The following is a 15,793-nucleotide window of genomic DNA, read 5'->3' as shown; positions in this document are numbered from 1 at the left end:
TAAAATCCCTTAAAGAGGTTTTATCGGCTTTTTCTTTGTCGTTTTTTTCTTTCGATATAGAGAGCGTCAAGTGCATCTACATCCTCTTGTTCAAGCAACTTCTCAATTTCCGCAGCCAGTTGTTTTGTCCGGGCTGGGCTTGCACCGCTTGTAGAGACTGAAATCGTCACTTTCCCTGCTTTGACCACCTTTGGCACGATCACATTGCCAAGCTCTGATTGGCTCACACAATTCACAAGCTGGTGAGGCTGTGCTGTTTGCGCAATCCATTCATTTACCGATGGATCGTTTGTAGCAGCTACAATGAAAAATGCATCCTCTACATCTTCCGCGTCCACTTTCTTTTCCTTCCAATTCAGTTCGTATGTATCAATGAGACGTGCCATCTCTTTAGAAATGTCAGGACTCACGACGGTTATATGGCAAGGCTCTATGCATAGCGCCTCTGCCCTTCTTGCGGCTATTCGTCCACCGCCGGCGATAAGCACTTGTTGATCGGTTAAATCAAGATGGACTGGAAGCATGGCTTTCTCCTTGGAAATGAAACGCATCGTCTTTGTTTAAAATGGTTTCTTGCACGCGTTCAATATAAGCCGCTTTTACATGTGGATGAAAGCCAATATACCTGCATACCCGGACATCTTTCAGCCTCTCTCTCGCCTGAGCCGCTTCATTTTCTATCTCTTTCATTAAAATACCCGTAAACAACAAGTAAGGAACGAGATAAACAGGCGTATCATCATCTGCTGGTAAATGCGCAAGAACATCTCGGTAATTTGGATCACATGCCGTAATAAAACATGGCAAGACCTCTGCGAGAGGGAGCAGGCGCCTGACATCGCCTGCAATGCCAAACACATCTCGCTTCACATCCGGATCAGAGCTTCCGCGGCCAATTAAAAGAATCCGTGCTTTCCCGCCTTGATATCCTGCCTCTTCAATTCTTGCAACAACCGCTTTTGTCACTTCTTGATTGACTCCAATTGGTTTTCCGTATGTGACCTTCACTTGCGGATATCGCTTTTGTACTTTCTCAATCTCAACTGGAATATCTGATTTGGCATGAATGGCAGTTAAAAGGAGGAGCGGGACGATCGCAATGTGTGTAGCTCCTTTTTTCACACAGGCTTCAAATCCTTCTTCTATAGAAGGGGCTGTCAGCTCTAAAAAACAAATTTCTTGTATATCTGCTTCTACTAACGGCATACAGCTTTTCATAAAAGAAATGGCTTTATCTTGTGCTTCTTTTACTCTGCTACCATGCCCAACATAAAGTACAGCTTGTGTCATGTGGCTCCTCCCTCTCACTTTTTTTGATCAGACGAAAAGACACGATCAATGTACGTGCCTTTTCTCTATCATTCTCATTTCTCAATTAAGGCGGGTTCAAACCAGTTCAGCTTTTGGTGAAAATGAACGACATCTCCAACAACAATTAAACTTGGATGCTCGATGCCTTCTTTTTCAACTGTTTCAGACAGTGTCGCTACAGTGCAACAAGTCGTCTTTTGCCTCGTCGTGGTTCCCCAGTGTATAAACGCTGCTGGCGTTTCAGGATCGCGTCCATTTTTTAAAAGAAGCTGCTGCACTCTTTCCACGTTTTTGACGCCCATGTAAATCACAAGGGTATCAATCACGGTAGCCAGCGCCTCCCACTTTTCTTCAAAATGTTCATCCTTTTGATAATGCCCCGTGACAAAAGCGACATTTGAGCTGAATTCACGGTGCGTCACGGGAATGCCTGCATAAGCGGCCGCTGCAATACCAGAGGTAATTCCAGGGACGACTTCATATGGAATTCCGTGCTCAGCTAAGCATTCGATTTCTTCACCGCCGCGGCCGAATACAAAGGGATCGCCGCCTTTCAGCCGAACGACAACGTTCCCTTCCTTTGCATGGGCCACAAGGGCTTCATTGATGGCTTCCTGTCTCATCGTATGATGATTCGGCAGCTTGCCGCAATAGATTAATTCCGCCTCGGGTTTGGCGTGGGCGAGTATTTCTTGATTGACAAGGCGATCATATAAAATGACATCTGCCTGCTGTATTGCCTTATGGGCTTTTAACGTAATTAAGTCTGGATCCCCAGGTCCAGCCCCCACAATGTATACTTTCCCCATCGTGCTTTTCTCCCCCTGCCATCAGGCGATTATTTCGCTCTTCCCTTTACATAATCAACAAGACGCTGTTTGGACTCTTCACGAGATAATTCACCTGTATCTAGAACGAGCTCAGGTGCAGCTGGCTCTTCATACGGTGAATCAATTCCGGTGAAGAATGGAATTTCGCCATTTCTGGCTTTTTTATATAAGCCCTTTGGATCACGCTCTTCACATACGTTCAGATCACATTTCACAAACACTTCGTGAAATTCTCCCGCTTCAACTAACTGTCTGACAATGCGGCGGTCTTCTTGAAATGGAGAAATAAAAGCCGTGATGACAATCGTTCCTTGCTCAACAAATAATTTCGCCACTTCTCCGATGCGGCGGATGTTCTCTTTTCTGTCATCATCTGAAAACCCTAAATCTTTATTCAGGCCATGCCTTACATTATCGCCATCAAGAACGGTGACTTGATAGCCTTGTTCAAACAGCTCTCTAGCCGCTGCATTTGCGATCGTTGATTTACCTGACCCACTCAGACCCGTGAGCCAAATAATGCCGCTCGTATGATTGTTTTTCTGTTGATATTCTTTTTTTGTAATAGATGAATCATGCCACACAATATGTTCATTGCTCATGTCATACCCTCCCATTAAGATACCGTCGTTTTTAATCCTTCGATTAATGTTTCAATGACCTCTTTTCGGCTGAACGTGCTTGGCGGTAATTCACCGTTTCTCAGCATCGTTCGAACCTTTGTACCTGAAAGAATGACATGCTCGCTTTTATCGTGAGGACATGTTTTTGGTGTTGCCATTGCTTCACATGTATTACAGTAGAAGCTATGTTCAAATTTTAACGGGGTAATGCCAATTTCTTCGCTTGTAAATTGTTCAAATAACTCCTGCGCCTCGTATGTGCCGTAATAATCACCGACACCTGCATGATCTCTTCCCACAATAAAGTGAGTGCAGCCGTAATTTTTACGAACGAGCGCGTGAAAGATTGCTTCCTTTGGTCCAGCATAACGCATTGCCGCAGGAAAAACACCTAAAAAAACGCGATCCTTTGGATAATACCCGTTCAATAACACTTGATAGCTTTTCATTCTCACGTCCGCCGGAATATCGTCTGATTTTGTTTCACCGACAAGTGGATTTAAAAACAAACCATCGACTGTTTCAAGTGCTGTCTTTTGAATATATTCATGGGCACGGTGAACAGGGTTTCTCGTTTGGAAACCAACAATGGTTTTCCAGCCGTTTTCTTTGAAATGCCGTCTTGTTTCTTCTGGCTCATACGTAAATTGAGGGAATGGTTTTTCGCTGCGTTTCGTCAATGTAATTTTACCACCAATGTAGGTGTCACCGCGTTCAAATAATTTTTTCACGCCTGGATGATTGCGGTCATCTGTTTTATACACATTCACCGCTTCTTTTTCCTTATCAGGTGTGTATTGATCCTCTACTTCAATCACGCCATATACAGTTCCATTATATGACAGACGCACAATATCGCCTTGATGGATCTCCGCTGCCTTTTCCTTTGTCACTGGCAGTGTAATAGGAAGAGACCAAACAACACCACTTGCTAGCCGCATACTGCTCACAACGGCTTCATAATCAGCTTTTGTTAAAAACCCTTCAATTGGACTATACCCGCCAATTGCTATGAGTTCAAGGTCTGCAAAAGAGATGGCATCTAGTTCAATTTCCTTTGCAGCCGTGCTGAGATCATACTCTTCATTTACTCGATTAATTAATACGCCACCATGTGGTGTTAAACTCATTTGTTCATCTTCCTCTCAATGTTCATATTTAGTAGATGTTAATAGTCGGATTTAAAATTAAATCCCGCCGCCCTGTTCATGAATCGAGCTGCTTTCATTTTTGACTGCCTTCATCAGACTTAGCGCACCAAGTGAGGCAAGCAGTACACTCATCATGATAAAGATAGAGTAATAGTCTCCTTTTAAGAAAAGGCTCACCAGCAAATACGATAGGCTGAGTGATAAAAAGGGTGACACTACCCACACTTTCAGCATTTTTTTCACCACATGTTTATGAAAAATATTAGGTCCGCCTTTTGCCATGCCAAGCCCAATGATAGACGAGGAGGTGATTTGGGTAAGTGGAACTGGGAGCCCAAAAATAGAGCTGACGATGACAAGTCCAGCACCGGTACTCGAAAGCAAAATCCCTTCACCCGTTTGATAGCGAGTGATTTTCTTTCCGTTTGTTTCAAGCACTCTTCTTCCTAATAAAAGGGCACCCAGTGCAACGAAAAGTCCGCCGTAAAGCGTTCCTTGCCCAACGGATAAAATGCCTGAAGCAACAAGGGGGCCTACAGCATTTGCGACATTGTTCATCCCAGCAGAAAACGCTTCTAGAAATCCACTGATGATCAAAACGATCGATAAAATCATGGTGCCTTTTTTTGACAAGGTTCGTTTCGGGAACATTCTGATGATTTTGACTACAACGAATGTAAAAAGAAAAGCAACAATAGGAATGATGACCCAAAATGACACAATGACTAAAATGGATTTCACATACAATACTTTATACGCTACCGCAACTCCAACGACAGCACCTACTGTGACCTCACTTGTTGATAAAGGAATGGCCAATAAGTTTGCAATGAAGAGTGATAATGCGGCAGAGCCTATGATGATACAAACGATTTCTAGTGTGATCACAGATTCCGGCATAATGCCAGAGCTGATCGTTTTGACGACCTCACCGCCGCCAATGACTGAACCTGCTAAAATCCCAACTGCACATACGCTAAGTGCATAGATAGGCTTTTGAATAGCACCTGACCCGTACGCGATGCCCATCGAAGCAGCTGCACCACTCGCGCCAATATTTAAAGCGAAAAATAAACTAAATAAAATTGCGGCGATTTCCATACATTATGCTCCCTTACTCATGTAATCCGCACTCAGTCTTAGCTGTGCCGGACCATCTGCCAGATCGCAGATCCTCGGCAGTAAATGCTGGCTGTGTACACGGGGCACAACCGATACTTGGATATCCCTGATCATGCAGCGGATTATAAGTAAGTTCCTCTCTAGATGCATATCTCCATATGTCCTTCCACGTCCAGTGGATAAGCGGACATACTTTCACTGATTTGAATTTTTCATCCTTATTTAAAAAGTTCGTCCCTGCTCGCTTGGGTGACTGCTCTCTTCTTAAGCCAGAAAGCCATGCCGGATAGCCAGATAGCGCTTCTTGCAAAGGAATGACCTTACGCATATGGCAGCAGCTTTGAGGGTCCGTTTTCCATAGCTGATCACCATGCTGATCGTTTTGCTCCTCAACCGTCAGCTCAGGGGTTTTCAGCACAATATCTAAACCTGGGTACCTTTCCTTTACCGCATCAATTGTGTCGTACGTTTCCTTAAAATGCAGACCTGTATCTAAAAAGACGATTGTTGCATCCTTTTTTACTTTCGCAATAAGATCAATGAGGACGATGCCTTCAATACCAAAACTGCATGCATAAACGAGCTGATCACCATAATGACCGTATGCCCATTTCAGCACAGATAAGGCCCCTTTATACAAATCATCTTCCTGAAATGTAATGGACGGCTCTTGCCAATTTTCATAAGTTAACATTGTTTCTCCCCTTCCGGAGTATCACTACTCTACGCACTACATCAACCGAATTTTTCTGTTTTCTTCCACTTGAATCACTTGACCGTCCTGAACAATCAGCGTAACTGAACCAAATTCATATCCCCAATCAGTTTCTGCATATGCTTCAATAAGCCATCCTGATTTTTCTTCACTTCCATCTCGTCTTTCTCCTCACCGTTAAAATAAAAAAACTTCCTTTCAGTCTGAAAGAAAGATGAGGAAGCTCATTTCCTTATCTTTCAAAATAGAATCATTTTGCAGGAAGTAGCACCTTGCAAATCGCAGGTTGCCGGGCTTCATCGGGCCGGTCCCTCCACCTCTCTGGATAAGTGTTTTAATTTGTCTTAAATATTAACACAATTCAAACAAAAGTCAACCCGACTTTATTGATAGGATTAGTTTTTAATTAAATTTGAGTCTATTTTACTATTTTTAACCAAATAAAAAAGCTGTGCGGGTACGCACAGCTTTTTAGACGGTTTCTTCCATCCAAGATTCAGAGGAAGGATCTTGTCTCCAGCGTTTTAGTTTATTCATCGCCGAAGGCTCGATCGCTTTCAGCTCAAGTGCCACGTCTGTCAGTGTGTCATAGTCTGTTAGGGTGACATATGGAATGTTTTTCTCTTGAAATGCTGCCGCAGCTTTTGGCAGTCCGTATGTGAAGATCGCGGCAACGCCTAGTACGTCACAGCCCGCTTCTTGAAGAGCAGCGACCACTTCAAGCACACTGCCTCCTGTTGAAATCAGGTCTTCTACGACGACCACCTTTTGACCTTTTGATACGGCGCCTTCAATTTGATTCCCTTTTCCATGTGCTTTTGGCTTACTTCTCACATAACACATCGGGACGTTCAGACGGTCTGCCGCTAATGCCGCATGCGGGATGCCTGCTGTTGCAGTACCAGCAACAACCTCCACTCCTTCAAAATGAGTGAGAATCAACTCTTTAAGTCCTTCAGCAATGTCGTGTCTGACTTCTGGATAGGACAAGGTGAGACGGTTGTCACAATAGATCGGTGATTTGATACCGCTTGCCCATGTAAACGGTTCGTCTGGTTTCAATGAGACCGCTTTGATTTGTAATAGGTGTTTAGCGATTTTTGTTTTCATCTGGCAGTCACTCCCACTCTTTTAAAATTTGATGATAGGCTTCCAATGGTTTTTCAGCTTTCGTGATTGACCTTCCGACAACAATTTGTGAAACTCCTTGCTCTTTTGCATAAGCAGGCGTCGCCACACGCTTTTGATCATCGGTTTGATCATTTAGTAAGCGAATCCCCGGCGTGACAGTGAGAAAGTCAGGTGAGATGTGCTCATGAAGGGCTTTGGATTCATGCACAGAGCAAACAACACCGTCTAGTCCACTTTCATATGCCAGTTGACCGTACCGGATGACAGTCTCTTGCAGCGGACGGTCTATGAGTAATTCGCTCCTCATCATGTTTTCTGACGTACTCGTCAGCTGAGTCACTGCAATAATGCCTGGACGTTTTTGTCCAGCAGGCGTTCCGCTTTCAAGTCCTTCTAACGCAGCTTGCATCATATGTTTCCCGCCAGCAGCATGCACATTGACCAAATCAACGCCAAGTGCGGCAAGCCGGTTCATTGCTTTTTGCACCGTTGTTGGAATGTCATGTAATTTGAGATCAAGGAAAATGCGGCAGTTTTTTTCTTTGAGTGCGTCAAGGATGGCAGGTCCTTCTTGGTAAAACAGTTCCATGCCGACCTTCACAAATAATGGTGTCCCTTCAAAGGGTTCTAAAAAGGCGAGCGCCTCCTGCCCTGATGGAAAATCAAGCGCGATGATGGGCAAGTGCTTCATGTTTCCAGCTCCTTCCGATACATTCCTCTACAGATGAATAGCCATATGCTGCTAATACATTTGGCAGTTCTTCAATGATCTCTGGACAAATAAATGGGTTTACAAAATTGGCTGTGCCAACAGCTACTGCACTCGCACCTGCTAGTAAAAATTCAAGTACATCTTCAGCATTTTGCACCCCGCCCATTCCGATAATCGGGATAGAAACTGCTTGACTGACCTCATGTACCATACGCACAGCGACAGGTTTGACAGCCGGGCCTGATAATCCGCCTGTTTTATTGGCAAGAATCGGTTTCCCCGTTTTTAAATTTAAACGCATACCGATTAACGTGTTAATCATCGTGAGTCCATCCGCTCCAGCAGATTCAATTGATTGAGCAATCTCTACAATATTGGCTACGTTTGGTGACAGCTTGACATAGACAGGAACAGAAGAGACGTCCTTCACCGCTTTTGTTAATGCTGCTGCCATTTGAGGATCTGTACCAAAGGCAATTCCGCCTGTTTTGACATTCGGACACGAAATATTCAGTTCAAGGGCATGGACATTTTTTGCTTGGCTGATCTGCTTCGCTACTTCGACATAATCAGCGACCTGTGAGCCAGCGACGTTTGCAATGATAGGCGTATCAAACTGCTCAAGCCAAGGCAATTCATTTTCCAGCACGCCTTTTAGGCCAGGATTTTGTAGACCGATTGCATTGAGCATACCGGCACCTGTCTCCGCTACCCTTGGTGTCGGATTTCCAAATCTTGGTTCGAGGGTTGTGGCTTTGATCATGATACCGCCAAGCACTGATAAGTCATATAATGAAGCAAATTCTCTCCCGAATCCAAAGCAGCCTGATGCAGGGATAATCGGATTCTTTAAAGATAAGCCGGGTAACTCAACGTTTAGCATGACAATGCCACCTCCTCTGCTTTAAATACAGGTCCGTCCAGACAGACTTTGACGTAAGATTTTTCGTGCTGGTCGGTATGACAGACACATGCAAAGCAAGCACCAATTCCGCAGCCCATTCGTTCTTCCATTGAAATGTAGACAGGCTTATCGGGATAAGAGTCTTTTAGTGCTTTTAACATAGGTGTCGGTCCGCAGGAAAGCATGACATCAAAGCTCAAACCATTCTCTTCAATGACACCTGTCACGAAGCCCTTTGCGCCATATGTTCCATCAACTGTTGCGATAAATGTATCTCCGAGTGCTTGGAATTTCTCCTCGTAAAATACATCCTTTTTCGATTGAAAGCCAAGGACATGCTTGACGATGACGCCTTTTTTCGTTAAACGCTTGGACAGCTCATATAGCGGCGGTACACCAATCCCACCGCCAACTAGTAAGGCTGTCTGACCTGGCTGAACAACTGAAGGATCGTACCCGTTGCCAAGCGGTCCTAATACATCGATGGATTCCCCATCCCGCTTTTGGGAAAGGAGCTTTGTGCCCTCTCCCTCTGCGCGGTAGATGATGGTTGCTTCTTGTTTCTCGGCATGAATATTGGCAATACTGATCGGTCTTCTCAGCAGCGGTATCATGGACTCGCTGACCTTGATATGAAGAAATTGTCCAGCCGTTTGAAAGGAGTCCACAAGGTCACCTTTTAATGTCATTTCGTAAATATGATCAGCGATCTCTCGGTTTGAGACGACCGTCAAGTATGCTTTTTTCATATCGTTACTGTCACCTCAGCATTCGTTTTCACTTCTGGCATTTCGTCCGCTCTAAATGTCATGCTTTCTAGTACTCTTAAAATGGCTTCTGCTGTATCTAGCGATGTTAAGCAAGCTACGCCATTTTCAACAGCTTCACGTCTGATTCTAAAGCCGTCTCTTGCCGGTTGTTTTCCTTTTGTCAGAGTGTTGATGACAAATTGGGCTTCCCCGTTTCGAATGACATCGAGAAGGTTTTTGCCTTCTTCTCCTATTTTGCCGACAACACTTGATGGGATGGAGGCTTGTTTTAAGTAATTCGCCGTTCCTTCTGTCGCTAAAATATGGTAGCCGATTGAATGGAATCTTCTCGCAATCTCAAGCCCTTCTTCTTTATCCTTATCAGCAACTGTTAGAAGAACTGTCCCGTCTTTAGGAATTTGAATGCCTGATGCAATTAATCCTTTGTAGAGGGCTTTTTCAATTGTGATATCTTTCCCCATGACTTCACCTGTAGATTTCATTTCAGGTCCGAGTGTAATATCGACTCTTCTTAGTTTTGCAAAAGAGAAGACTGGAACTTTGACGTACACCCCTTCTTGCTCTGTGTGAAGTCCTTCTTCGTAGCCATAGTTTTTGAGTTTTTCTCCTAAAATGACTTTTGTCGCCAGGTTTGCCATCGGGATGCCCGTGATTTTACTTAAGAAAGGAACTGTCCGGCTTGAACGCGGGTTCACTTCAAGTACGTAAACCTCACCTTTTGAGAGAACAAATTGAATGTTTAGCAGCCCAATAATGTTGAGTCCTTTTGCGAGCTTGATCGTGTATTCTGCGATCTTCGCTTTGATCGCCTCAGACAATGTTTGCGGCGGGTAAACAGCAATCGAGTCACCAGAGTGAACCCCGGCTCTTTCAATATGTTCCATAATGCCTGGGATCACGACAGTTTCCCCATCAGACACGGCATCTACTTCGATTTCTTTTCCTGTCAAGTATTTGTCAATTAACACTGGGTGCTGCGGATTTACTTTCACTGCATTCTCCATGTAGTGCAGAAGCTCGGCTTCTTGATAAACAATTTCCATCGCACGACCGCCTAATACATAGGAAGGACGGACAAGGACTGGGTAGCCGATCTGATTTGCAATCGCTACAGCTTCAGGCACAGACGTAGCTGTTTTTCCTTTAGGCTGCGGCACGCCGAGTGCTTCTAATGTTTGTTCAAACTTGTCCCGGTTTTCGGCTCGGTCTAGGTCTTCAAGAGAAGTGCCGAGAATCTTCACCCCTCTATTTGATAATTCATCTGCTAGGTTGATCGCCGTTTGTCCGCCAAACTGAACAACGACTCCTTCAGGCTGCTCAAGATCGATGATGTGCATCACATCTTCTACAGTGAGTGGTTCAAAGTAGAGCTTATCTGAAATACTAAAGTCTGTTGAGACTGTTTCAGGGTTGTTGTTAATAATGATTGCTTCATAGCCTGCTTGTTTAATTGCCCACACAGAATGAACGGTCGCATAATCAAATTCTACTCCTTGACCGATTCTGATAGGACCTGAGCCTAATACGATGACGCTTTTCTTGTCTGTACGTTCTGATTCATTTTCATCTTCATATGTGCTGTAGAAATATGGCGTCTCTGATTCAAATTCAGCCGCACAAGTATCTACCATTTTGTAAACAGGTACGATGCCTGCTTCTTGTCTTAGCTTATAGACATCCGCTTCATCCATATTCCACTCGCGGCTAATATAGATGTCTGAGAAGCCTTTATCTTTCGCTTCTTTTAATACGTCTGTATTGCCTTTGTTTTCTTTTAAAGTCTTTTCAAATGCGATGATGCCTTCCAGCTTATGAAGGAAGAAGTAATCAATTTTTGAGAATTCATGTATTTGTTCAACCGTATAGCCTCTTCTAAGTGCCTCGGCGATATAGAATAATCGTTCGTCTCCCGCCTTGATAATCCGCTTTTCAAGCACTTCGTTTGTGATATCTGCTTCATCTTTTAATTCAATGTGGTGTACATCAGCTTCAAGTGAACGGACAGCCTTTAGAAGAGACTCTTCTAATGTACGGCCGATCGCCATGACTTCACCCGTTGCTTTCATTTGCGTTCCAAGACGTCTGTTGGCAGATTCGAATTTATCAAATGGCCAGCGCGGGATTTTAGACACAATATAGTCAAGTGCCGGCTCGAAGGCAGCATAGGTTTTACCTGTGACTGGATTCATCATTTCATCAAGCGTTAAGCCGACAGCAATTTTCGCTGCAAGTTTGGCAATTGGATAACCAGTTGCTTTCGACGCAAGTGCAGAAGAACGACTCACGCGCGGGTTTACTTCGATGATATAGTATTGAAAGCTGTCTGGGTCAATCGCCAGCTGTACGTTACAGCCGCCTTCAATGCCAAGTGCCCGGATCAGTTTGAGCGACACATTACGAAGCAGCTGATATTCACGGTCACTTAACGTTTGGCTTGGCGCCACAACGATACTGTCACCTGTGTGGATACCGACAGGATCAAAGTTTTCCATGTTACAAACAACGATCGCATGGTCACCGCTATCACGCATGACTTCATATTCAATTTCTTTAAAGCCTGCAATGCTTTTTTCAAGTAAGCATTGTGTAACTGGGCTCAGCTTCAGACCGTTTTCGACGATTTCCTTCAGCTCTTGCTCGTTTGTACAAATTCCGCCGCCTGTTCCGCCTAATGTATAAGCTGGTCTCACAATGACTGGGAAACCGATTTGATTCGTAAACGCCATCGCTTCTTCAAGGTTATGGATGATTTCACTTTCTGGTACAGGCTCATTTAGTTCATTCATCAGATTACGGAATAGATCTCTGTCTTCTGCTTTTTGAATAGCTGACAGCTTTGTTCCTAATACTTCAACACCGCATTCAGCTAATACGCCAAGGTCTGATAATTCAACAGCAAGGTTAAGTCCAGTTTGTCCGCCAAGTGTTGGCAAAATCGCATCAGGACGTTCTTTTCGAATGATTCGTGTTAAGAATTCTGGTGTCAGTGGTTCGATGTATACCTTATCGGCCATTTCTGTATCTGTCATGATGGTCGCCGGATTTGAATTCACAAGAACAACTTCATAGCCCTCTTCTTTCAGTGCTAAGCAAGCCTGTGTGCCTGCATAGTCAAATTCCGCTGCCTGACCGATGATGATTGGACCTGATCCGATGACTAAAATCTTTTTGATGTCTAAGCGTTTTGGCATACTTCTTCCCCTTCTTTCTCAGTTGTATGAATCATGTCCATGAACTGGTCGAATAAGTAGTTCGCATCTTCTGGACCTGGTGATGCTTCTGGGTGGTACTGGACAGTGAATGCTGGTGCTTCTTTATGTTTTAAGCCTTCAATCGTATTGTCGTTTAGGGCGATATGTGTGACTTCGAGCACGTCCTCGTTAATCGCACTGACTGTGTAGCCGTGGTTTTGAGATGTCAGTGTGACCTTGCCGGTTGCTAGTTCTTTCACTGGGTGATTCGAGCCTCTGTGACCGAATTTCATTTTTTCAGTACTTGCGCCGCATGCAAGAGCGAATAATTGATGTCCAAGGCAAATGCCAAAGAGCGGAACCTTTCCAATCAATTGCTGAATCATCTCGACTGCTTCCTGTACATCAACAGGGTCTCCAGGGCCGTTTGAAAGCATGATCCCATCAGGTTTTAACTGCAGTACTTCATCTGCCGTGATATTGTACGGCACCACGATGACATCACAGTCACGTTTATTGAGCTCGCGCAAAATGCCGTGCTTCATGCCGAAATCGACAAGGACAATTCTTTTTCCTCTTCCTGGGCTTGGATACGCATTTTTCACAGATACTTGACTCACTTGATCAGTCGGCAGCTGCATTGTTTGTAGGCGGCGCACCACGTCTTCCACTTGTTCATCCGGTCCTGCAAACGCCCCTCTTAAAGTCCCTGCACTTCGAATCATTCTCGTCAGCTTCCGTGTATCGATTCCGCTAAGGCCTGGAATATTTTTCATTTTTAAGTATTCATCTAGTGAGTATGAAGAGCGCCAGTTTGAGGGCTTTTCACAAAGCTCCTTCACAATCAGCCCTTTTACAAACGGTGTGATCGATTCAAAATCATCACGGTTAATGCCATAGTTGCCGATGAGCGGATAAGTGAGTGTGACAATTTGTCCGCAGTATGATGGATCAGATAAAATTTCTTGATAGCCTGTCATCCCTGTATTAAAGACGACTTCTCCGACTGACGATTCTAAGCTGCCAAAGCCTGTTCCTTCGAATACTGTTCCGTTTTCTAGCACTAAGCGTCTCTTCATTTTACTAGTCTCCCCTCTTCATACACGACTTTCCCAGATGCAAGTGTCATGACCGGCCATCCTGATACAGTCAATTTGTCAAACGGTGTATTTTGTCCTTTAGATAAGAAGCTTTTTTTATCGATTGCCATTTCTTTGTTTAGATCAATGAGTGTGATATCAGCTGTTTGTCCTTCTTCCAGCTTTCCATATGGAAGGGAGAAGGCTTCTGCTGGCTTGATCGTCATATAATCAACGAGTTCTTTTAATGTCCATTCGCCTGTTTTGACAAATCGTGTATACAGAAGCGGGAACGCTGTTTCAAGCCCGACAATTCCAAAAGGTGCGCGCTGCATCGTTTCGCTTTTTTCTTCTTCTGTATGCGGCGCATGGTCTGTTGCGATGAAATCAATCGTTCCATCTAATAGTCCTTCGATCAGCGCCTCGCGATCCTCTTTTCCTCTGAGCGGCGGGTTCATTTTATAGTTTGTATCAAGTCCAGGGATGTCCGCATCACATAACAGCAGGTGATGCGGTGACACCTCAGCCGTCACACGGATGCCTGCTTTTTTTGCATCACGAACGACGCGCACAGATTCTTTCGTACTGATATGGCATACATGATAATGGCAGTTCGCTGCTTCTGCTAAAAGGACATCTCTTGCAATATGCACCGATTCACAAATGGACGGTATACCGTTTAATTCATTTGCTTTTGAAAATTCTCCTTCATGAACGCATCCGCCGTAAATGAGCGAGTTATCTTCACAGTGTGCCACAATCGCTTGATCAAGACTTGCTGCCTTTTTCATGGCTTCGTACATCATGCCTGCTGTTTGGATGCCGACTCCGTCATCTGTGAAGGCGAAGGCGCCTGCTTCTTTTAGTGCTGCAAAGTTCGTCATCTCTTCCCCAACTTGTCTAGTTGTGATAGAGGCGTATGGCAGCACTCTGACAGAAGAGGTCTCTTCGATTCGATTCATGAGCCATTCCATTTGCTCTTTTGTATCCGGAACTGGGCGTGTATTCGGCATAGCTGCAATCGTCGTATATCCGCCTCTTGCGGCTGCTTTAGAGCCTGTTTCAATCGTTTCCTTTTTCTCTCCGCCTGGCTCTCTTAAATGTACATGCAGATCAATCAAGCCTGGTGACACAAATAGCCCTTTAGCATCAATGACCTCTTCTCCGTCTGCTCTTTCTAAGTGACCAATCGCTTGAATCACTTCTCCTTCTACCCTAATATCCTGCTGCACTTTTTCGCCTGTGCTTGTTAAGATAAAACCGTTTTTAATGAGATATGACATAGACAGAATCTCTCCCTTTTTGATGTAGTCTGCTATTTTGAAAAGCTCTTTTTAATACGGCCATTCGGATATAAACGCCATTTTCCATTTGTTTAAAAATCCTTGACTGCTTGGATTCTACTAATGAATCATCTATTTCAACACCTCTGTTCACTGGTGCTGGATGCATAATAATCGCTCGTTCTTTCATGTTGTTTGCCCTGTCTACTGTTAATCCATAAGTCGATAAGTAATCTTCACTGCCCATTTTTTCAGCATGTCGTTCATGCTGAATTCTGAGTAGCATCACCACATCAGATTGTCTAATGGCTTCGTCTACTTGGACATACGTTCCGTGAGGGTTTTGCTCATCTTGGAAGGAAGCCGGCCCTGAAAAAAGGACGGTTGCTCCCAGCCTTGAAAGAACCTCAGCATTCGACCTTGCCACCCTGCTATGTTTGATGTCTCCATGAATCGAAATCGTTAAGCCCTCAAAGCCGCCAAACTCTTCATAGATGGTCATTAGGTCAAGCAGTGATTGGGTCGGGTGCTGCCCGCAGCCATCTCCAGCATTGATGATGGGAATCCCAACCTTCCCGATCAGCTCATTGTAATATTCATCGGTGCTGTCTCTGATCACACATGCTTTCACGCCGATGGATTCGAGCGTTTTTACCGTATCGTAAAGTGTTTCGCCCTTTTGAACGGAGGTGCTTGCTGCATCTAAGCTCAGTACATTCATCCCCAGTTTTTTTTCGGCTACTTCGAAGCTAAATCGTGTTCTTGTGCTTGGTTCAAAGAAGAGGTTTGCTACAAATTCTCCCGCTAAGCCAAGTTCTTGCTTCCCCTTTTTGAGAGCTGTTGCTTCTTCAATCAGCTTTAAAATCTCTTCTTTAGACAAGCTGCTCATTGTCGATAGATCATTCATTTTTTCTTCCCCCTCTAGTTTTTCATCACTTTCAGGTTCAAAAAAACCCTAAGCCTCGGCAGCT

Annotated in this window: 16 protein-coding genes and 1 riboswitch; all 16 genes read right to left on the bottom strand. The window is 44.3% G+C overall.

What is annotated here, in order from left to right; translation table 11 throughout:
* Nucleotides 1–20: 20 nt before the first annotated feature.
* The 16 genes from C6W21_RS03120 to C6W21_RS03045 all read right to left on the bottom strand — a co-directional run bounded on the left by C6W21_RS03120 (nucleotide 21) and on the right by C6W21_RS03045 (nucleotide 15,729).
* A complete protein-coding gene (locus C6W21_RS03120) occupies nucleotides 21–524 on the bottom strand; it encodes a precorrin-2 dehydrogenase/sirohydrochlorin ferrochelatase family protein (RefSeq protein ID WP_106049276.1) in 504 nt (167 codons plus the stop codon).
* Nucleotides 505–1,290 (bottom strand): sirohydrochlorin chelatase, encoded by a 786-nt coding sequence (locus C6W21_RS03115; RefSeq protein WP_106049275.1) that lies wholly within the window; start codon nucleotides 1,288–1,290, stop codon nucleotides 505–507. Before C6W21_RS03115 ends, C6W21_RS03120 begins: the two co-directional genes overlap by 20 nt.
* Before the next feature lie 74 nt (nucleotides 1,291–1,364).
* Nucleotides 1,365–2,120, bottom strand: a complete 756-nt coding sequence (gene cobA / locus C6W21_RS03110) for a uroporphyrinogen-III C-methyltransferase (protein ID WP_106049274.1) — start codon at nucleotides 2,118–2,120, stop codon at nucleotides 1,365–1,367.
* A 29-nt stretch (nucleotides 2,121–2,149) separates the two neighbouring features.
* On the bottom strand, nucleotides 2,150–2,743 hold the full coding sequence (gene cysC / locus C6W21_RS03105) for an adenylyl-sulfate kinase (RefSeq protein WP_034662471.1): 594 nt from the start codon (nucleotides 2,741–2,743) through the stop codon (nucleotides 2,150–2,152).
* Nucleotides 2,744–2,757: 14 nt separating this feature from the next.
* On the bottom strand, nucleotides 2,758–3,894 hold the full coding sequence (gene sat / locus C6W21_RS03100; RefSeq protein WP_066030930.1) for a sulfate adenylyltransferase: 1,137 nt from the start codon (nucleotides 3,892–3,894) through the stop codon (nucleotides 2,758–2,760).
* 57 nt (nucleotides 3,895–3,951) lie between these two features.
* Nucleotides 3,952–5,016, bottom strand: coding sequence for a sulfate permease (gene cysP, locus C6W21_RS03095; protein WP_106049273.1), 1,065 nt, complete (start codon nucleotides 5,014–5,016; stop codon nucleotides 3,952–3,954).
* Between the two features lie 13 nt (nucleotides 5,017–5,029).
* Nucleotides 5,030–5,731, bottom strand: a complete 702-nt coding sequence (locus C6W21_RS03090; protein ID WP_106049272.1) for a phosphoadenylyl-sulfate reductase — start codon at nucleotides 5,729–5,731, stop codon at nucleotides 5,030–5,032.
* Nucleotides 5,732–5,767: 36 nt separating this feature from the next.
* Nucleotides 5,768–5,827: a DUF2292 domain-containing protein gene (locus C6W21_RS19335; RefSeq protein WP_262982818.1), complete on the bottom strand. Its 60-nt coding sequence runs from the start codon at nucleotides 5,825–5,827 to the stop codon at nucleotides 5,768–5,770.
* Between the two features lie 154 nt (nucleotides 5,828–5,981).
* Nucleotides 5,982–6,084, bottom strand: a riboswitch (SAM riboswitch).
* Between the two features lie 139 nt (nucleotides 6,085–6,223).
* Nucleotides 6,224–6,862, bottom strand: a complete 639-nt coding sequence (gene pyrE, locus C6W21_RS03080; RefSeq protein WP_106049271.1) for an orotate phosphoribosyltransferase — start codon at nucleotides 6,860–6,862, stop codon at nucleotides 6,224–6,226.
* 7 nt (nucleotides 6,863–6,869) lie between these two features.
* Nucleotides 6,870–7,574: an orotidine-5'-phosphate decarboxylase gene (gene pyrF / locus C6W21_RS03075; RefSeq protein ID WP_106049270.1), complete on the bottom strand. Its 705-nt coding sequence runs from the start codon at nucleotides 7,572–7,574 to the stop codon at nucleotides 6,870–6,872.
* The gene (locus tag C6W21_RS03070; RefSeq protein WP_106049269.1) at nucleotides 7,546–8,478 is read right to left on the bottom strand and encodes a dihydroorotate dehydrogenase; all 933 of its coding nucleotides are present in this window, start codon (nucleotides 8,476–8,478) and stop codon (nucleotides 7,546–7,548) included. The genes pyrF and C6W21_RS03070 overlap by 29 nt, the downstream gene beginning before the upstream one ends.
* Entirely contained in the window at nucleotides 8,472–9,248 is a 777-nt protein-coding gene (locus C6W21_RS03065) for a dihydroorotate dehydrogenase electron transfer subunit (protein WP_106049268.1), read from the bottom strand. Before C6W21_RS03065 ends, C6W21_RS03070 begins: the two co-directional genes overlap by 7 nt.
* The gene (gene carB, locus C6W21_RS03060; RefSeq protein ID WP_106049267.1) at nucleotides 9,245–12,460 is read right to left on the bottom strand and encodes a carbamoyl-phosphate synthase (glutamine-hydrolyzing) large subunit; all 3,216 of its coding nucleotides are present in this window, start codon (nucleotides 12,458–12,460) and stop codon (nucleotides 9,245–9,247) included. Before carB ends, C6W21_RS03065 begins: the two co-directional genes overlap by 4 nt.
* A complete protein-coding gene (locus C6W21_RS03055) occupies nucleotides 12,445–13,539 on the bottom strand; it encodes a carbamoyl phosphate synthase small subunit (protein WP_106049266.1) in 1,095 nt (364 codons plus the stop codon). The genes carB and C6W21_RS03055 overlap by 16 nt, the downstream gene beginning before the upstream one ends.
* Nucleotides 13,536–14,822: a dihydroorotase gene (locus C6W21_RS03050; protein WP_106049265.1), complete on the bottom strand. Its 1,287-nt coding sequence runs from the start codon at nucleotides 14,820–14,822 to the stop codon at nucleotides 13,536–13,538. The genes C6W21_RS03055 and C6W21_RS03050 overlap by 4 nt, the downstream gene beginning before the upstream one ends.
* Nucleotides 14,806–15,729, bottom strand: a complete 924-nt coding sequence (locus C6W21_RS03045) for an aspartate carbamoyltransferase catalytic subunit (protein ID WP_106049264.1) — start codon at nucleotides 15,727–15,729, stop codon at nucleotides 14,806–14,808. Before C6W21_RS03045 ends, C6W21_RS03050 begins: the two co-directional genes overlap by 17 nt.
* Nucleotides 15,730–15,793 lie beyond the last annotated feature (64 nt).

Origin of the sequence: Bacillus sp. NMCN1 (assembly GCF_002998085.1) — a bacterium.
Classification (GTDB): Bacteria; Bacillota; Bacilli; order Bacillales; family Bacillaceae; genus Bacillus.
The sequence above is the reverse complement of the archived record's forward strand: the minus strand, read 5'-3'. Positions and strand labels throughout refer to the sequence as shown.